A 19629-nucleotide genomic window follows, 5' to 3' on the forward strand; every position below is an offset into this window, starting at 1 on the left:
TTGAAAAACCGTATATCTTGTGTTATAATCTAACAGTTAATACAATGGGTTAGGAGGCATTTCTTTGCCTGACAGTCAGAAAATTTCCGAAAAACAATCGGAGTATATGAATTTAATAGCTGAAATTATGGATATCCGCAAAAGAGGAGAGAAGCCTGTTGCGTATATCAGAACATACGGCTGCCAGCAGAATGTGGCGGATAGTGAAAAAATCAAAGGTATGCTTGAACAGTCAGGATTTGAGTTTGCAGACGAACCCGACAATGCGGATTTCATACTTTTTAATACCTGTGCCGTAAGAGAACACGCCGAGGACAGAGTGTTCGGCAATGTCGGTGCGTTAAAAAATCTCAAGCGTAAGCATCCCCAGATCCTCATTGCTTTGTGCGGTTGTATGATGGAGCAGGAGCATATTGCAAACAGAATTTACAAGAGCTTTCCTTTTGTGGGACTTGTGTTCGGTACTCATTCATTGCACCATTTTCCTGAGCTTATGTATAACGCTCTTCTTGACGGAAAGAGAGTGTTTGAAAGAGGTAATGACGATAACCTGCTTTATGAGGGCTTTCCTGTTAAGCGTGACGGCACTTTTAAGGGTTGGTTACCGATTATGTACGGCTGCAACAACTTCTGTACATATTGCGTTGTGCCTTATGTAAGAGGCAGAGAACGCAGCCGTGAAAAGAATATTATTGTTTCTGAGGCTAAAAATATGATTGAGTCCGGTTACAAAGATATTACCCTTCTCGGTCAGAATGTAAATTCCTACGGAAAAGGTCTTTCCGAGAAAGTAAACTTTTCACAGCTTTTGCGTGAGGTCGATTCAATTGACGGCGATTACTGGCTTCGCTTTATGACATCGCATCCAAAGGATTGTTCTAAGGAGCTTATTGATGCAATTGCGTCGGGTACTCATATAAGCAAGCATCTTCACCTTCCGTTTCAATGCGGTTCGGACAGAGTGCTTAAGGCAATGAACCGTCATTATGACCGCAGAAAGTATCTTGAAATAATCAATTATGCAAAAGAAAAAATTGACGGTCTTTCACTTACAAGTGATATTATTGTAGGCTTTCCCGGCGAAACATATGAAGATTTCAAAGAAACTTTATCCCTCATCCGTGAGGTTGAGTTCACATCGCTCTTTACTTTTATTTTCTCGCCAAGAGTCGGTACTCCTGCGGCTAAAATGGACGATCCTATTCCGGCGGAAGAAAAATCAAAGTGGTTCCGTGAGCTTCTTGATGTTCAGGAAGAAATTGCGGCAAAGCGTTGTTCTTCAATGGTCGGCAAAACAGAAAAGGTGCTTATTGAAAGTGAAAACGATAAGAACGGTGAATTGTGCGGCCGTACAAGCGGCAACATAATTGTTGAGCTTGAAGGATCAAAGGACTGTATCGGAACATTCAAAAATGTAAAAATAACAAAGGCTCGCAACTGGATATTAAAGGGCGAGCTTGTAAAATAATCGGAGGTTAAAACTATGGATATCATTGAGAAGGCAAGGGAACTCGGAAGACTCATTCAGGAAGAAGAATCATATAAAAAATTACAGGACGCTCAGAAGAATGCAGATGCAGATATGGAGCTTCAGCGTCTTATCGGTGAATTTAATCTTAAGAGAATGTCAATCAACAATGAGGCATCTAAAAAAGAAAGAGATCAGGAAAAGCTTTCTAAGCTTAATACTGAGATGAGAGAGGCATATTCTCAGATTATGTCAAACGAGAATATGATTGCCTACAATGATGCAAAGGCAGCCTTTGATGTTGTTGCAAACAGAGTTCTCGCAATTGTTCAGCAGTCTGCCGAGGGTGCAGACCCTGAAACAGCCGATTACAGCCAGTCATCTTGCTCGGGAAGCTGTGCTACCTGCGGCGGCTGCGGCTGATAAACGGTTCGATAAACGGTTCTAAATTTTGTTAAGGAAGTGAAACAAATGGCGGAGTTATCTCCAATGATGCAGCAGTATTTCAAAATAAAAGAAGAAAACAAAGACAGCATTTTATTCTTCCGACTTGGAGATTTCTACGAAATGTTTTACGATGACGCAAAGCTTGCATCAAAGGAACTTGAACTTACTCTTACAGGAAGGGATTGCGGACAGGCCGAGCGTGCTCCCATGTGCGGAGTGCCGTTTCACAGCTGTGAGGGTTACATTGCAAGACTTGTTGCAAAGGGCTATAAGGTTGCAATTTGTGAGCAGACCGAAGACCCCGCAAAGGCAAAAGGTCTTGTAAAGCGTGATATTATTCGAGTAATTACTCCCGGTACCGTAATGGAATCGAGTATGCTTGATGAAAGCAAAAATAACTACATTTGCTGTATGTTTTCCAAAAATAAAGCTATAGGACTTTGCTTTTGTGATATTTCCACAGGAGAATTATACGCTACGGAAATCAAAGGTAATGACAGCTATAATGTTCTTACCAATCAGCTTACAAGCTATAATCCCCGTGAAATTCTCATCGGCGGTGATATTGTAAAGCTGAAAGAACTGCCAAAGTTCATTAAAGCGAAGCTTTCGGCAGGAGTTGAAATGCTCGAGGATGAAAAATTTGACGAATCGGTATGTACTGATGTTGTAAAATCACAGTTTGAGGATGAATACAAAACTGTATCGGACAAGCCTGTTGTTGTAAGCGTTTTGGGTGCGTTGCTTTCATATCTTCGTGATACCCAGAAAACGGGACTTGAAAGAATAAATCACATTGAGTTCTATAAAGAAAATCAGTATATGAGCCTTGATTACAACACACAGCGTAATCTTGAACTCACGCAGACAATGCTGACAAAGGATAAGAAGGGTTCGCTTTTGTGGGTGCTTGACAAGACAAAAACCGCAATGGGCAAACGCCTTATGCGTTCATGGCTTGAACATCCTTTGCTTAACATAACTTCAATCAATAACCGCCAAAGTGCGGTTGAAGAGCTTGTAAACGATAATATGCTCCGTATGGATATTACGGACGCTCTTTCGGGCATATTTGATATTGAAAGACTTATGACAAGAATTGTTTACGGCTCTGCAAACGCAAGAGATTTGCGTTCACTCTGCGGTGCAATTCAGAATCTTCCGCAGATTTCGGATTTACTCGTTGATTGCAAATCGGTTTATTTGAAATATATTTACAAAAGCATTGATAAGCTTGAGGACATTCATTCTCTTATTGATTCTGCAATAGTTGAAGAACCTCCTTTTACAGTCCGTGAAGGCGGTATGATTAAGAGAGGCTATAACGAAGAACTTGATTCCGTGACAGGCGATATGAATGACTCAAAGGGGATTCTTGCTCGTATTGAGGCTGAACAGCGAGAGGCTACGGGAATCCCTAAGCTTAAAGTCGGCTATAACAGAGTATTCGGATATTATATAGAGGTTTCAAACTCATATAAATCCATGGTACCCGAAACATACATAAGAAAGCAGACCCTCACCAATTGCGAAAGATATATTACTCAGGATTTGAAAGATGTAGAGGGCAGAATCCTCGGTGCAAAAGACAGATCCGTTGCTCTTGAATATAATCTTTTTGACGATGTGAGGAAGGCTGTTTCCGATAAGCTTGAAAGGATTCAAAATACAGCAAAAGCAATTGCAAATCTTGATGTCATTACATCACTTGCAAATGTGGCGGCTGACAACAGATACATAAGACCTGATGTAAACCTTTCAACTGCTATAAGAATTAAGGATTCAAGACATCCTGTTGTTGAGGCTCTATTAAAGGATGCACCGTTTGTTCCGAATGATGTCAGCCTTGATTCTGCCAATGACAGAGTAGCAATTATTACCGGCCCCAATATGGCAGGTAAGTCAACATATATGCGCCAGATTGCCATTATTGTTCTTATGGCGCAGATAGGCAGTTTTGTTCCGGCGTCTTCTGCCGAAATCGGAGTTGTTGACAGCATTTTTACCCGTGTAGGTGCTTCCGATGATCTTGCTTCGGGACAGTCAACCTTTATGGTTGAAATGAGCGAGGTTGCCAATATCATAAAAAATGCAACCTCAAAAAGCTTGCTTATTCTTGACGAAATCGGCAGAGGTACTTCGACCTTTGACGGTATGAGCATTGCAAGAGCTGTACTTGAATTTTGTGCCGACAGGAAAAAACTCGGTGCAAAAACACTTTTTGCAACTCATTATCACGAACTCACGGTTATGGAACAACTTCTTGACGGTGTAAAGAACTATAACATAGCCGTTAAAAAGCGTGGCGATGATATTACCTTTCTGCGAAGAATTGTTCCCGGTGGAGCAGATGACAGCTACGGAATCGAGGTTGCAAAGCTTGCAGGTATTCCGCAGTCTGTAATTTCAAGAGCAAAAGAAATTTTAAAAGACCTTGAACACGGTAAATATAAAAACGAGAACGCCAGTATTCAAAAGCAGGATAATTCAGACAATATGCAGCTTTCACTTATAGGTGCGGCTGAAAGCCCTGTGGTTGAAAGGCTGAAAAATACAGATATAAATACTCTTACTCCAATCGAAGCAATGAACTTGCTTTATGAACTTAAGGGTATGATTTAATGTTAGGAGGTGACACAAATGGGTGTAATCAATGTGCTTGACAAGCATGTCGCAGAGCTTATTGCGGCAGGCGAGGTTGTTGAAAGACCGGCATCAGTTATCAAGGAACTTGTTGAAAACTCAATTGACGCAGGTGCAAAGCATATTACAGTTGAGATAAAAAACGGCGGTACAACATTCATGCGTGTTGCCGATGACGGCTGCGGTATTTTCCGTGACGACATCAAAGTTGCCTTTTTGCGACACGCAACCAGTAAAGTTAAGGTTGAATCCGATCTTGACAGTATTTCTACGCTCGGATTCAGAGGAGAGGCTCTTGCATCAATTTGTGCGGTGTCACGATTACAGCTTATTACAAGGAATGTAAATGAAGAAATCGGAACTTCATACGAAATTGACGGCGGCGAGGAACAGAGCTTTGATGACGCAGGTTGTCCTGTCGGCACAACCTTTGTTATCAGAGATTTGTTCTACAACATTCCTGCCCGTGCAAAATTTTTGAAAAAGGATGTTTCGGAGGGTAACGCAGTTTCAAATATAATCGACAAAACTGCTTTGTCACATCCCGAAATTGCATTTACATACATTAAAGACGGTAAGCAGGTTCTTCGCACATTCGGCGACGGAAAGCTTATTTCTACAATATATTCGGTTTTTGGCAAGGATTTTGCGAACGGTCTTATTCCTGTTGAATATCAGCTTGGCGCAATAAGAGTTTGCGGATACATTTCAAAGCCCGAACATTCAAGACCTAACCGTAATATGCAAAATTTCTTCATTAACGGAAGGTACATCAAAACCAGAACGGCTATGGTTGCACTTGAGGAGGCTTTTAAGGGCTCAATTATGGTCGGAAAATTTCCGTCGTGTGTTCTTAATATCGAATTGCCGTGTGAAATTATTGATGTAAATGTTCATCCTTCAAAGCTTGAGGTCAGATTTATAAATGAAAGACCTGTTTTCGATGCAATTTATCATGCTGTAAAATCTTCGCTTATGAAGTATGACAGCCGTAAAAAAGCATCGTTTAAAAAGGAAACAGCTTTCAATGAAGTGCAGAACAAGTTTAATCCGTTTAATAATGCACCTGCAATTTTAAATAAACCCGTTTCAAATGCTTCCGAACAAAAACTTATTCAGGAACCAAAGCGGTTTGTCCCTCAGAAAACGGAAAGACAAAAAAACGAAGTTGCAGAACCTGACGCTTTACAAGCAAAATCCGATGATTTTAATCCTTTTTCCGATGTTGCATTTAATGATGTAAAAACAGGTGAAAATAAGCCGGCTGTATCTGTGCCTGAATCAATTGATGATATTAAGGTTGCCGATGTAACAAATCCCTTTAATATATTCAGCAGGCAGGCAATAAACAATTCTAAAGAAGAAAAATCTTTTAAACCAACTGTTAAATCTGAAACTGTTCAAACATCTCCTCACGCTTTGGATAAATATGAGAAATCTGATAATACAGAAAAAATCTCTGAGAAAAATTCAATCAGTAAGCCTAAAGAGGTTGATGTAATTGTTTCTGAGGAATCTATCGAAAAATCTAAAGAGCCTGTACTTGTCAACAACAGCCGGACAAGTATAAGATATATCGGAGAGGCCTTTAGCACATACATTATTGCAGAAAAAAATAATAAAGAAATTATTTTAATAGACAAGCACGCGGCACATGAAAGGATAATTTACGAGAAGCTTAAATCAGAACGAACCGCCGATAACAGGCAGATTTTGCTCTCTCCTGTTGCTGTCAGCCTCGGTAAGACCGAATATGACGCGGCAATAAACAATCTTAATATGTTTGCTGACTGCGGCTTTGAGGTTGAAGATTTCGGCAACAGTACAGTTATTGTCAGATGCTCGCCGCAGTATATTCCTGCCGCTGAAATCAGTGATTGTATCACTGAGATGGCAGATTATATAGCTCAGGGAAAAAATGATATTTTTACTGAAAAAATGGAGTGGTTTTACTGCAATGTTGCGTGCCGTTCCGCTATTAAAGCAGGAAACAAAAGCACTCCTGAGGAGCTTATCGGAATTGTAAAACATCTTGAGGAACATCCCGAAATAAAGTATTGCCCTCACGGAAGACCGATTTGCATTGTGCTGACAAAGGGTGAAATTGAAAAACAGTTTGGCAGGGTGTGATTTTTTGGAAAATTCAATTAAGGTTGTTTCAATTGTCGGACCTACCGCGTCAGGCAAGACAAAGCTTTCGGTTGAACTTGCAAAGCATTTTAACGGTGAAATAGTTTCTGCCGACTCAATGCAAATTTACAGCGGTATGCAGATTGCCACAGCCAAACCGACAAAGGCTGAAATGGACGGAGTTCCTCATCATATGATGGGCTTTCTCCCGCCTGACAAAACATATTCTGTTGCTTCGTATGTAAATGACGCGTCGAAGTGCATCGCCGATATTCACTCAAGAGGAATGCTTCCGTTTATTGTAGGAGGCACAGGACTTTATGTTGATTCTCTTTTGAACAATATTTCTTTTAGCGATGATAAGCGAGATGAAGAGTATTGCTCAAGGCTTCGTAAAATCGGAGAAGAAGACGGAACTGACAGGCTGCTTGATATGCTTTCTGAATTTGACCCTGAATCGGCGCAAAGACTTCGTGGGGGAAGAAATATAAAAAGAATAATCCGTGCTATTGAATTTTATAAAACGACAGGCAAAACAATTACGGAACAAATTAAAGAATCGCATAATATTCCGTCACCGTATTCTGCGGTTAAGCTTGGACTTAACTGTCGTGACAGGCAGGTGCTTTATGACAGAATTAACAGGCGTGTCGATATTATGCTTGATGAAGGATTGCTTGAGGAGGCTCAAAGAGTTATCAACTCCGAATTGAGCTATACATCGGTAAAGGCGATAGGCTATAAGGAGCTTATTCCTTATTTTAAGGGCAGCAAAAGCTTAAATGATTGTGTTGAAAAATTGAAAATGGAAACCCGCAGATATGCCAAAAGGCAAATTACTTGGTTTAAGCGGGATACAGAGATTAACTGGATTTATATTGATGAATATAATTCATTTGAAGAAATATACAGCTATGCAAAGGCTGTAATTGAAAGAGGCTGACTTTATGGATAAATTGCTTTTCAGACGCATTTTAATGATTGCATTGTCGGTGCTTGCGGTAGTGTATGCCGCATATTTGCTGATAAGCACAAACTTTAAAATGTATCCGACTGAAAATGCTGTTCAGACAACTGTGTCCGATAAAATATATTCAAACGGTTTTATAATTCGAGATGAGAATATAATTAGGAACAATACCCCGGGAGTGCTTTCCTACACTGTACACGACGGTGACGAAGTAAAAGCAGGCGGTGAGATTGCAAAGACATATGCAAGTGATGATGATGCGGCATCACAGTCAAAAATCAGCGCCCTGCAAGAGCAGCTCACCGATTTGCAGACATTGCAGAAAACAAGCACCGCCGGAAATATCGGTATTGACACCATAAACAACAATATAAATAATAACATCATTTTACATATAAAAAGTGTCAACGACGGTAATTTGTCTGATATTGACGATGTTACAAATGATTTGCTTTACTCAATAAATCAGCGACAAATTTATACCGGAAAGATAACTAATTTTAACGACAGAATATCAGAACTCCAGAGCGAAATAACAACTCTGGAAAGCAAGGCAGGAAAGTCAACAGGTGCAATAACTACAGAGAAAGCAGGCTACTTTCTCTCACATTGTGACGGCTATGAAAATGCTCTTGATTACAATAATCTTGACCGTTTGACTGTTTCTGACCTCGAAAATGTTAAACAGACTAAGGTATCCGATAATGTTGCGGGAAAGGTTGTCAGTGGGCTAAAATGGTATGTAGCCTGCAAGGTTACTGCCGATGAGGCAACAAGACTTTCTCTTTGGGACGGTTCCGCAACTGTATTGTTTTCCGATGCGTCATCAGAAAGCATTCCTGCCGTTATCAAAAGAATATATCAGAAAACGAAGAACAGCGACGCACTTCTTATCCTTGAATGTGACTATATGAATTCTGACCTTGCGCAGGCAAGACAGGAACCCATTGAAATTGGTCTTGGAACTTACACCGGACTTAGAATCAGCAAAAAAGCTATTCATGATGACTATGTAACAAAGACAACTTATGACGAAAATGACAACAAACACACTGAACAGGTTAAGGTTCAGGGCGTTTATGTACTTCACGGAAGTGAAGTAAGATTCAGACAGATTTCAATTCTGTATGCTGATGATGATTATGTAATATGCGATCCCGATCCGGACAGTAAGGAACTGGTTAACGGCACAACGGTTGAATTGTACGATCGGGTAATTCTTGAGGGAGATGATTTATATGACGGAAAAGTTATTAACTGATGTTGAATATAATTACAAATACATTGATGAGAGGATTGCAGAGGCGGCTGAAAAATCCGGAAGAAAGCGTGAAGATATCACATTTCTTGCCGCAACAAAAATGGTTGAGCCTGAGGTTATTAACCACGCAATTTCACTTGGACTTGACCACATAGGTGAAAACAAGGTTCAGGAGCTTTTGTCAAAGTATGATAAGTATAACCTTGACAACTGTTCTCTTCAGTTTATCGGTCATTTGCAGACAAATAAGGTCAGACAGATTATTGATAAAGTCGATCTTATCCAGTCTGTTGATTCGATTAAGCTTGCCGGTGAAATTTCCAAACAGGCGCTTAAAATCAACAGGAAATGCGATGTTCTTGTTGAAGTTAATATCGGCAGAGAAGAGAATAAGTCAGGGGTAATGCCCGAGCAGCTTGAAGAATTGCTTTGTCAAATTGCCGAGTTGGACGGTGTTTCGGTAAAGGGACTTATGGCAATCCCCCCAATTTGTGAATCTTCACAGAAAATTTCCGAATTTTTTAATAAAATGCATAATATATTTATTGACATCTCGCAAAAAAAATTAGATAATATATGTATGAATATTCTTTCAATGGGTATGTCTGCCGATTATTATGAGGCTATACTTGCAGGTGCAAATATGGTCAGGGTAGGATCGGCGTTATTCGGTGCAAGGAATTATACATAATTTTAGGAGGACTATATAATGGCTGGTTTTGTAGATAAGTTTAAACGCATGTGGGACGCTCCCGATGATGAGTATGAGTACGATGAGTACGGTTATGCAGATGAAGGTGCAGAAGAGGACTACAAAGAAGAACCTGTAAGAAACGCTAAAAAAGAAAGAGATCTCGGCGGCGGAAACAAGGTTGTTAATATCAATGCTACTACCAACCTTCAGGTAGGCTTGTTCAAACCCGAGCGTTTCGGTGAAGAAACCCGCACAATTGCCGATGAGCTTATGAAGGCTCACACAGTTGTACTTAATCTTGAAGATACAAATAAGGATATGGCAAGAAGAATCCTTGATTTTCTCAGCGGCGTTGCATATGCCAACCGCGGCAAAATCAAGCGTGTTGCTACCAATACATATATTATTATTCCGAGCAATGTTGACCTGACAGGCGACGATTTACTCGATGAGCTTGAGAACAACGGTGTTTACTTCGGATGATGATAAACAGCTGGTTGCTCAGCTTAATGACGGTATTGATCTTTGTCTGACAAGGCAGAAGCCCTATTTTATGCCTTTTATGAGTGAAAGAAAACAGGCTGTGCTTTTTTCTGAGCTTAAAAAAGCTTATTTTGATAACTACCTTTTCTTTGGCGGTTACGGCAATTCGGAAAGGAAAATGCTCGGTTTGTTTTTTGATGAGCCGTGCGAAGACTGTTTTCCGATATCTGCTGTTGAATTTTCTTTCAGAAAATGCGATAAACTTACCCACCGTGATTTTCTCGGTGCTCTGATGTCGCTGGGCATTGAAAGGGAAACAGTGGGAGATATTCTTGTTGAGGACGGACGGGCTGTCGTGTTTGTTAAAACAGAATTGTCCGATTATATAATGTCGCAGATATCAAAAGTAGGCAGAGTCGGAGTTAAGGTTTCCTGTGCCGATTTGTCAAAACTTCCGCAGGGAAGAGGCTTTGAAGAAAAAACATACATTGTTTCTTCTTTAAGACTTGACAATATCGTTGCTGCCGTATGCAGGCTGTCGCGGGAAAAGACAAGAACCGTTATTATGGCTGACAGCGTATGCGTTAATTTTGAAGAAACTAAAAATGTCAGTCTTAACCTTAAGGAAGATGATGTTTTTACAATTCGAGGAAAGGGCAAATTTGTTTTAAAAAGCATTCTTGGTACTACAGGAAAAGGTCGAATAAGAATTTCAGTTATTCATTATAAATAAGGAGTGTAGATAAATGCTTACAATTGATGAAATTAAAAATATAAGCTTCAGAAAAGCCAACCTCAACAACGGCTACAGAGCTGAAGATGTTGACTCATTCATTGATGAAGTAATTGTTTCATTTGAACAGTTAAAAAAAGAAAAAACTAACCTTGTACATAAGATTGATGTTCTTGCTACAAGAGTTGAACAGTACAGAGCAGATGAGGAAACTGTAAGAAACGCCTTGCTTGCTTCACAGAAGGTTGCTGATGCCTGCATCAGAGAAGCAAAGGAAAAGGCTGCAAAGATTGTTCGTGACGCTGAAACAAAGGCTCAGGCACTTCTTGTAGACGCAAACAATATGACAGCGGCTGAGAAAGAGCATTATTTGCAGCTTCAGTCAGATGCTGCCGACCTCAGAAATGAGCTTATTTCACTTTACAGTAAGCATATCAAATCAATTGATGATCTTCCGTCAAGCTCTGATGTTGAAGCGTCAAAAGCAGAGCTTGATAAGAAGTATCCTACCGAGGATATGACAGCTCCTGCTCAGCCTAAGGCTGAAGAGGATGTAAAAATTGCTGTTCCTTCAGAGATTAAAGCTGAGCCTGTTGAAGAACCTGAAAACGATATTACGGCTCATGCAAAAAGGCAGAGTAAATTCAGTCATCTTAAGTTTGGCGATAACTATGATGTAACTGCCGACTGATTTAAATTTAGATTTTAGATATTGGAGAGAATATAAAATGTCCCAAGATTATAATTCAACACTTAATCTTCCAAAGACAGATTTCCCTATGAGAGCAGGTCTTCCGAAAAGCGAACCTGTTACACTTCAGAACTGGGAAGACGAAAAGGTTTATGAAAACCTTATGAAAGCAAACGAGGGCAAGCCTCTGTTCATTCTGCACGACGGTCCTCCGTATGCAAACGGTGATATTCACCTTGGTCACGCACTCAACAAGATTCTCAAAGATTTTATTGTGAGATACAAGAATATGGCAGGCTTTAAAGCTCCGTATGTTCCCGGTTGGGATACGCACGGTCTTCCGACAGAGCTTAAAGCCAGAAAGAAAGCCGGTATCGGTAATTCTGCCGAAATTTCAGTTGTTGAACTTCGTAAGATGTGCGAAGAGTTCGTAAAAGGCTACATTAACGATCAGCGTACACAGTTTAAAAGACTCGGTGTAATCGGTGAGTGGGATAAGCCTTACATTACTCTTAATCACGAGTTTGAAGCAGAGCAAATCAGAGTATTTGCTGAAATGGCTACAAAGGGTTATATCTACAAGGGATTGAAGCCTGTTTACTGGTGTCCTGAATGTAAGACTGCTCTTGCAGAAGCTGAAATTGAGTATGCAGAAGATCCTTGCCATTCAATCTATGTGAAGTTTAATGTAACCGATGATAAAGGCGTATTCTCAAATATGGGAATTGACCCCTCAAAGGTTAAGTTTGTAATCTGGACAACTACTACTTGGACGCTTCCTGCAAATGTCGCAATTTGCGTAGGTCCGAGATTCGAATATTCCGTAATCAAAACAGGCGATGAATACCTTGTAATGGCGTCTGAGCTTTATAAATCTGCTCTTGATGAAGCAGGCATTACCGATTTTGAAGTTGTTGCAACGGTAAAGGGCAGCGAACTTGAATATATTAAAACTGCCCATCCGTTCCTCGACAGGGAGTCACTTGTTATCGTTGGTGAGCATGTAACTCTTGAAAGCGGTACAGGTTGTGTACACACAGCTCCCGGACACGGTGTTGACGACTACAATGTATGTCAGAATTATCCTGAGATTCCGATTATTTGTCCCGTTGATTCTAACGGTGTTCTTACCGAAGAAGCAGGTCAGTTTGCCGGTCTTACAACTGATGAGGCTAACAAAAAAATTGCTGCTTATCTTGAAGAAAACGGTTCTCTCTTTGCGTTAAAGAAAATTGTCCATCAGTATCCTCATTGCTGGAGATGTAAAACTCCTATCCTTTTCAGAGCAACAGATCAGTGGTTCTGTTCGGTTGACGATTTCAAGGATGAGGCTGTTGACGCTATCAACACTGTTAAGTGGATTCCTGCATGGGGCAAGGACAGAATTACATCAATGGTAAGAGAAAGAAAGGATTGGTGTATCTCTCGTCAGAGAAAATGGGGTGTCCCGATTCCGATTTTCTTCTGTAAGGATTGCGGAGAGGCTCTTATTGATAAGGATGCAATGCTTGCTGTTGCGGATTTGTTCGGCAAAGAAGGCTCAAACGCTTGGTACAATCACACAGCCGCAGAAATTCTTCCTGCCGGTACAAAGTGTAAGAAGTGCGGTTGTACTGAATTTGAAAAAGAAAAAGATATTATGGATGTTTGGTTCGACAGCGGCTCATCTCACGCAGCTGTTCTTGAACAGCGTGATAATCTTGAGTCACCTGCAGACCTCTATCTTGAGGGCAACGACCAGTACAGAGGTTGGTTCCAGTCATCACTTCTGACTTCTGTTGCCACAAGAGGAAGAGCACCTTATAAGGCTGTTCTTACTCATGGTATGATTCTTGATGATGAGTCAAGAAAGATGAGCAAGTCCCTTGGCAACGGCATCAGTCCACAGGAGGTTATTCAGCAGTACGGCGCAGATGTTCTTAGACTTTGGGTTGCATCAACCGACTACCAGACTGATGTTCATATTTCAAAGGATATTCTCAAGCAGATTTCTGAGTCATACAGAAAAATCAGAAATACTGCAAGATATATTCTCGGCAACATTTCAGACTTCAACCCCGATACCGATATGGTTGACTTTGAAAAGGTGCTGCCAATTGATAAATGGGCGCTTGCAAAGCTTAATGACCTTATCACAAAGGTTAGAGCTTCATACGATAATTATGAGTTCCATATTGTATATCACAGCATTCATAACTTCTGTGTTGTTGATATGTCTAACTTCTATCTTGATGTTCTAAAGGACAGACTTTACACAGAAAAAGCAGACAGCATTTCAAGAAGAGCTGCTCAGACTGTAATTTATGTTATTCTTGACGCAATGACAAGAATGATTGCTCCGCTCCTTGCGTATACTTCAGACGAAATCTGGAAGTATATGCCTCACTCATCAAAGGAAAATGCAGAACATGTTATCTTTAATGAGATTCCCGAAAACATCGCTATTGATGTTGACGACAAATTTATGGCTTTCTGGGACAAAATTCACGAACTCCGTGACAGTGTTAAAAAGTCGCTTGAAGCTCTTATTAAGGATAAGACGATTAAGAGTTCGCTTGAAGCAAAGGTAACACTTTGTGCCGGCGGTGAAACACTTGAATTTCTTAAAAAGGCTGAACCTGAGCTTTGTGCCGCATTCATTGTTTCAGAGGTGGAAATCGTTGATAACGGCGGTGAGCTTGAAATCAAGCCTGAGAAGGCAGAGGGTGAAAAATGCGAACGCTGTTGGGCTGTCAGTAAGACAGTAGGTCAGTGTGCAGAACATCCGACAATCTGCTTCCGCTGTGTTCAGAATCTTAAATAAAAACAATTGTTATTATAATAAATCGGTGTGACAAAACGCACCGATTTATATTTATGGAGGGTAAAATGCCTGTAATCGCGCTTATAATCGGTGCACTCTTAGCTGTTGCCGATCAGGTTATCAAATATTTTGTGCTGACTCATCTGCAGCCCGTCGGCTCAGTAACAGTTATTGACGGCTTGCTTGATTTAAAATATGTTGAAAACAGAGGCGTAGCTTTTGGAATGTTTTCTGATATGAGATGGTTCTTTGTCGTTGTAACGGCAATTCTTATCGGAATAATTATATTTATTATGTTCAAAAAGAAACCGACAGGCAAGATCTTTTATATTTCGGCTGCACTTATAATCGGAGGCGGAATCGGAAATTTAATTGACAGAGTTTTTTACGGCTTTGTTGTCGATTATCTCAGTCTTTCATTCTTTCCGCCGGTTTGTAATTTTGCCGATTATTGCATAACTGCGGGTACAATTTTACTCGTTATTTATGTTCTGTTTTTTTCTAATACTATAAAATCTGAAAAAAGGGTCAGCAAGAGCGATGAATGAGTTTAAGTTAAATTGTGAAACAAGCGGAGCAAGACTTGATAAGTTTATTTCGGACTCAAACATTGATTTGTCACGCTCAGCCGCGGTAAACCTTATTGAGAACGGCGCTGTTCTTGTAAACGGTTTAATTGTTTCAAAAAAATATAAGCTTTCTCAGGGCGATGTTGTGGTAGTTAATGTTCCTGATCCGATGCCTTATGAGGCTAAAGCGGAAAATATTCCTCTTGATATAGTTTATGAAGATGAATACTTGCTTGTTGTGAATAAGCCAAAGGGAATGGTTGTTCATCCTGCCGCCGGAAATTATGACGGTACTCTTGTAAATGCTTTGCTTTATCATTGCGGCGACAGCCTTTCGGGAATTAACGGTGTGCTCCGTCCGGGCATTGTTCACCGTATTGACAAGGATACAAGTGGTCTTTTGATTGTTGCAAAAAATGATTTTGCTCACCGTTCTCTTGCAGAGCAGATTAAAGAACATTCATTTACAAGAGAATATGAATCAATTGTTTTCGGCAATCTAAAAAATGACAGCGGAACGGTTGACGCTCCAATCGGTAGGAATCCAAAAGACAGAAAGAAAATGTGCGTTACCGAAAAGAACAGCAAAAATGCCGTTACTCATTATTCGGTGATAACAAGATACAAGGGCTACACACACATAAAATGTAAGCTTGAAACAGGCCGTACTCATCAGATAAGAGTTCATATGGCTTACATAGGTCATCCCGTATCCGGTGACAAGGTTTATGGCATTAAGAGTGAAAGGGTTGATTTTGAAGGTCAGTGCTTACACGCAAGAAAGATTGGCTTTATTCATCCGAAAACAAATGAATACATTGAATTTACCTCTGAGCTGCCTGATTATTTTAAAAAATATCTTACAAAGCTTCAAAACATATCTTTCTGTTGATTTTGCTTTCAAATGTATATTCCGATTTTTTGAACTAAATTTAAAAAACACTTGCATTATGATTCTATATGTGGTATTATATTAAAGCATTTGAAACCGTCGTTACTCTCGACGAGGTTCAAATAACGGTTTAACCGTCATTTTGATGTGACAGTCCGCTGCTCAAATGAGTAAGAATGTCGGAAAAATAAGGAGGATAAAAATGGACGCATTAAAGACTATTGCTGCATCAAGCGTGAAGGAAACAACACCTGAATTCAGCGTAGGTGATACTGTTAAGGTATCAGTAAACATTCGTGAAGGCGAAAGAGAAAGAATCCAGATGTTTGAAGGTACAGTTATTGCCAAAAGAGGCAGTGGCGTAGCTGAAACATTTACTGTAAGAAGAGTAGCTTACGGCGTTGGTGTTGAAAGAGTATTCCCTCTCCACTCACCCAATGTTAAAGATGTACAGGTTGTTCGTTACGGTAAGGTTCGCAGAAGTAAGCTCTACTATCTCCGTGACAGAGTTGGTAAGGCTGCTAAGGTTAAAGAGCAGATTCGTAAGTAATTCACGAGTTTAAAAGGGACTTTTTAAGTCCCTTTTTTTACTATTTTTCTTTATAGCAGGTGACAAAGTTGAAGAAAATCAAAAATAATGTCAATGAGGCTAATATGGCTGTGTTGCAGCCGGAGGGTGTGAACGATTCTTCTGACATCAATCCTGAAATGTATGTTGACAAGAAACCTTCAATTTCCGAAAAACAGTTTCTTGTTGCAAAAGAAGAGGGCGGAATGTCCGGCTTCTACGACTGGATTAGGTGCGTACTTTTTGCAATTTCGGTTGTTGTAATTTGTCTTGTTTTTTTGTTCCGCCTTGTTGATGTTGAGGGCAGATCAATGAATAATACTCTTGCCACGAATGATAAGGTTATTGTAACAAACTTTTTCTATACGCCTAAGGACAAGGATATTGTTGTTATTTCCCACGGTGCGGAGTACAGCAGTCCGATTATCAAGCGTGTTATAGCCGTTGCAGGACAGACTGTAAAAGTAGATTATGATAATGACCGCATTATTGTGGACGGTGTTGTTCTTGATGAACCGTATATAGAAGGCTCAACCTTCGGCAACAATATCGGTGATAATGAGATTCCTGAGGTTATTCCCGAAGGTAAGATTTTTGTAATGGGTGATAACAGAAAAGATTCTATGGACAGCAGAAGTACAAAAATCGGTCTTATAGATGTTGACGATGTAATCGGAAAGGCTCAGTTTGTTATTTTTCCGCTTGATCACTTTGGTTATTTGTACTGATAATTAAAGCTTGCAAATTTTAATGGTAATTTGAATTTTGATATTGTTAAAAGCTTATTTCTGTTTTATAATTAGAAATAAGCTTTATTTTTTGTGGAGGCTTTTATGCCGAAAAAATCAAAAGGACAAAAATTCATATTTAAGGTAAATGACAAAAAAATTACTGATTATATGTTTGAACTCACACGAACCGTTATATTTGTATTTGCATTTATGTCGGTTATATTTACATTTGTTATAAGAGATGCAAATGTGGTAGGCAATTCTATGCTTGACACTCTTCATAGTGAAGACAAGATTCTTATGTCTAACTTTATGTATAAACCAAAATGCGGTGATATTGTAGCCATAAATGCAGAAAATCGGATAGAAAAACGAATTGTAAAGCGTGTAATAGCTACCGAGGGACAGACTCTTGTGGTTGATTACAGCAGAAATGCGGTATATGTAGACGGAATACAGATTGATGAGCCGTATGCCTCTTCAATTACAAGAGAGCCTTCAAATCCGTTGCAGATTCCGTATGTAATTCCCGAAGGGTATATTTTTGTAATGGGTGACAACAGAATTATTTCTCTTGACAGCCGTGATAAAAGTATAGGACTTGTTTCGGTTGATGATGTTATAGGCAAAGCACAATTCATTGTTTTTCCGTTTGACAGGTTTACATATTTGTATTGATGAAAAGTAAAGGATGTTTAATATATGAGTGAAATGCAGACTATACAATGGTTTCCGGGTCATATGACCAAGACAAAAAGACAGATTCAGTCCAGCCTTAAGCTTGTTGACGCTGTTGCTGAAATTATTGACGCGAGGATTCCTGTAAGCAGCCGTAATCCGGATCTTGCAAAACTTGTTCAAAACAAGCCGAGGGTAATTCTTCTCAATAAATGTGATATGGCTAATCAAACAGCCACAAAATTGTGGATTGATTATTTCAAAAAGCAAAATCTTGTTGCAATTCCGGTTGACTGTAAAAGCGGCAGAGGTCTTGATAAATTTGCTCCTGCCGTAAATACGGTTATGAGCAAAAGAATTGCAAAATTAAAGGAAAAAGGAATGGTAAATCCAACAATCAGAATTATGATTGTCGGTATTCCGAATGTAGGCAAATCTTCTTTTATCAATAAAATGGTAAAGAAAAACCGTGCAAGGGTTGAGGACAGACCGGGCGTTACAAGAGGCAATCAATGGTACACAATTGCAAAGAACCTTGAAATGCTCGACACTCCGGGTGTACTCTGGCCAAAGTTTGACGATAAAGTTGTCGGAGAGCATCTTGCGTTCACAGGTGCGGTTAAAGACCAAATTCTTGATATTGAACTCTTGGCGGTAAGACTTCTTGATTTTCTCAAAGAGCTTAAGCCTGCCGATTTTTTGGCAAGGTTCAAATTAGAAAATGAGGATATCGACAATATAGAATCATACGAACTTCTTAAAATGATTGGCAAAAAGAGAGGTATGCTTGTTTCCGGCGGTGAGATAGATACCGAAAGAGCTGCAATTATGCTGCTTGACGAATTTAGAAGTGCAAAGCTTGGCAGAATTACCGTTGAAATGCCGCAGGGGAGATAACAATGGATTGGCTTGAATATGAGAATAAAAATAATGCAAGAGGTTTTCTGAATGTTTGCGGTGTTGACGAAGCAGGCAGAGGACCGCTTGCCGGACCTGTATGTGCAGCGGCTGTCATATTGCCTGAAAATACGGTTATAGAAGGCGTGAACGATTCAAAAAAGCTTTCTGAAAAAAAGAGAGAGGCTTTGTTTGATGTAATAAAGGAACAGGCTTTGGCATACAGTATCGCATTTGCAAGTGTTGAAGAAATTGAAGAATTGAACATACTCAACGCAACAATGCTTGCTATGAAAAGAGCGGTTGAGGGTCTTGAACCGAAAGCAGATTATGCAATGATTGACGGCAACAGAATGCCTCCGTTGTCAATTGAAGGCGAATGTATTGTAAAAGGCGACGCAAAATCAATGTCAATTGCCTGTGCTTCAATTCTTGCCAAGGTATCAAGGGATAGACTTCTTTATGAATATGACAAAGAGTTTCCTCAGTATCTTTTTGCAAAGCATAAAGGCTACGGAACAAAGGCTCATATTGAAGCACTTCTTAAATACGGTCCGTGTAAGTATCACAGACCGAGTTTCTTGAAGAAAATATATAATAAGAAATGATTTTTACTACTAAACAAACAGGTGATAAGGGAGAGGCTTATGCCGCAAAATATCTAAAAAAGCATAAGTATAAAATTATTGCCAGAAATTATAAAAAGCCTTACGGCGAAATAGATATCATAGCTGAAAATAAAGAAGTAATTGCTTTTGTTGAGGTTAAAACAAGGAAAGAAAATTCCCTTACGCAACCAATTGACGCTGTTAATCGTAAAAAGCAAATGAGAATTTCAAAAACAGCCGATGCGTATATGTATGAAAATAATATAGAAAAGCCCTGCCGCTTTGATGTTTGCGAAGTTTTTGTCAATAGTGATAATCTTAAGCTTGTCGGCATTAACTATATTGAAGATGCATTCTAATGGG

General features: G+C 39.7%; 19 protein-coding genes. All 19 read left to right on the forward strand.

Annotated features, from left to right (window positions below):
• Positions 1-64: 64 nt before the first annotated feature.
• Positions 65-1468 (forward strand): tRNA (N6-isopentenyl adenosine(37)-C2)-methylthiotransferase MiaB, encoded by a 1404-nt coding sequence (gene miaB, locus RBATCC27255_RS08585; RefSeq protein ID WP_242958626.1) that lies wholly within the window; start codon positions 65-67, stop codon positions 1466-1468.
• A 15-nt stretch (positions 1469-1483) separates the two neighbouring features.
• On the forward strand, positions 1484-1891 hold the full coding sequence (locus RBATCC27255_RS08590; protein WP_101029603.1) for a YlbF/YmcA family competence regulator: 408 nt from the start codon (positions 1484-1486) through the stop codon (positions 1889-1891).
• Positions 1892-1939: 48 nt separating this feature from the next.
• Positions 1940-4537, forward strand: coding sequence for a DNA mismatch repair protein MutS (mutS, locus tag RBATCC27255_RS08595; RefSeq protein ID WP_101029604.1), 2598 nt, complete (start codon positions 1940-1942; stop codon positions 4535-4537).
• Positions 4538-4555: 18 nt separating this feature from the next.
• Positions 4556-6688: a DNA mismatch repair endonuclease MutL gene (mutL, locus tag RBATCC27255_RS08600; RefSeq protein WP_101029605.1), complete on the forward strand. Its 2133-nt coding sequence runs from the start codon at positions 4556-4558 to the stop codon at positions 6686-6688.
• A 4-nt stretch (positions 6689-6692) separates the two neighbouring features.
• Positions 6693-7631, forward strand: coding sequence for a tRNA (adenosine(37)-N6)-dimethylallyltransferase MiaA (miaA, locus tag RBATCC27255_RS08605; RefSeq protein ID WP_101029606.1), 939 nt, complete (start codon positions 6693-6695; stop codon positions 7629-7631).
• A 4-nt stretch (positions 7632-7635) separates the two neighbouring features.
• Complete coding sequence (locus tag RBATCC27255_RS08610) at positions 7636-8919, forward strand: biotin/lipoyl attachment domain-containing protein (RefSeq protein ID WP_101029607.1); 1284 nt, start codon at positions 7636-7638, stop codon at positions 8917-8919.
• Complete coding sequence (locus tag RBATCC27255_RS08615) at positions 8897-9610, forward strand: YggS family pyridoxal phosphate-dependent enzyme (RefSeq protein ID WP_101029608.1); 714 nt, start codon at positions 8897-8899, stop codon at positions 9608-9610. Before RBATCC27255_RS08610 ends, RBATCC27255_RS08615 begins: the two co-directional genes overlap by 23 nt.
• A gap of 18 nt (positions 9611-9628) precedes the next feature.
• A complete protein-coding gene (locus RBATCC27255_RS08620; RefSeq protein WP_101029609.1) occupies positions 9629-10096 on the forward strand; it encodes a cell division protein SepF in 468 nt (155 codons plus the stop codon).
• Positions 10062-10829, forward strand: coding sequence for a YlmH family RNA-binding protein (locus RBATCC27255_RS08625; RefSeq protein WP_101029610.1), 768 nt, complete (start codon positions 10062-10064; stop codon positions 10827-10829). Before RBATCC27255_RS08620 ends, RBATCC27255_RS08625 begins: the two co-directional genes overlap by 35 nt.
• A gap of 13 nt (positions 10830-10842) precedes the next feature.
• Entirely contained in the window at positions 10843-11520 is a 678-nt protein-coding gene (locus RBATCC27255_RS08630; protein ID WP_101029611.1) for a DivIVA domain-containing protein, read from the forward strand.
• Between the two features lie 37 nt (positions 11521-11557).
• Positions 11558-14323 carry an isoleucine--tRNA ligase gene (ileS, locus tag RBATCC27255_RS08635; RefSeq protein ID WP_101029612.1) on the forward strand — a complete coding sequence of 922 codons (2766 nt, stop codon included), beginning with the start codon at positions 11558-11560 and terminating at the stop codon, positions 14321-14323.
• Between the two features lie 65 nt (positions 14324-14388).
• A complete protein-coding gene (gene lspA, locus RBATCC27255_RS08640; protein WP_101029613.1) occupies positions 14389-14871 on the forward strand; it encodes a signal peptidase II in 483 nt (160 codons plus the stop codon).
• Entirely contained in the window at positions 14864-15784 is a 921-nt protein-coding gene (locus RBATCC27255_RS08645; RefSeq protein ID WP_101029614.1) for an RluA family pseudouridine synthase, read from the forward strand. The genes lspA and RBATCC27255_RS08645 overlap by 8 nt, the downstream gene beginning before the upstream one ends.
• 202 nt (positions 15785-15986) lie before the next feature.
• On the forward strand, positions 15987-16334 hold the full coding sequence (gene rplS / locus RBATCC27255_RS08650; RefSeq protein WP_101029615.1) for a 50S ribosomal protein L19: 348 nt from the start codon (positions 15987-15989) through the stop codon (positions 16332-16334).
• A gap of 68 nt (positions 16335-16402) precedes the next feature.
• Positions 16403-17080, forward strand: a complete 678-nt coding sequence (gene lepB / locus RBATCC27255_RS08655) for a signal peptidase I (protein ID WP_101029616.1) — start codon at positions 16403-16405, stop codon at positions 17078-17080.
• Between the two features lie 105 nt (positions 17081-17185).
• Positions 17186-17761 carry a signal peptidase I gene (lepB, locus tag RBATCC27255_RS08660; protein WP_101029617.1) on the forward strand — a complete coding sequence of 192 codons (576 nt, stop codon included), beginning with the start codon at positions 17186-17188 and terminating at the stop codon, positions 17759-17761.
• A 24-nt stretch (positions 17762-17785) separates the two neighbouring features.
• Entirely contained in the window at positions 17786-18658 is an 873-nt protein-coding gene (gene ylqF, locus RBATCC27255_RS08665; RefSeq protein WP_101029618.1) for a ribosome biogenesis GTPase YlqF, read from the forward strand.
• A 2-nt stretch (positions 18659-18660) separates the two neighbouring features.
• Complete coding sequence (locus RBATCC27255_RS08670) at positions 18661-19266, forward strand: ribonuclease HII (protein WP_101029619.1); 606 nt, start codon at positions 18661-18663, stop codon at positions 19264-19266.
• Positions 19263-19625: a YraN family protein gene (locus tag RBATCC27255_RS08675; protein ID WP_101029620.1), complete on the forward strand. Its 363-nt coding sequence runs from the start codon at positions 19263-19265 to the stop codon at positions 19623-19625. The genes RBATCC27255_RS08670 and RBATCC27255_RS08675 overlap by 4 nt, the downstream gene beginning before the upstream one ends.
• The last annotated feature ends 4 nt before the right edge of the window (positions 19626-19629 follow it).

Origin of the sequence: Ruminococcus bromii (assembly GCF_002834225.1) — a bacterium.
Taxonomy (GTDB): Bacteria; Bacillota; Clostridia; order Oscillospirales; family Acutalibacteraceae; genus Ruminococcoides; species Ruminococcoides bromii.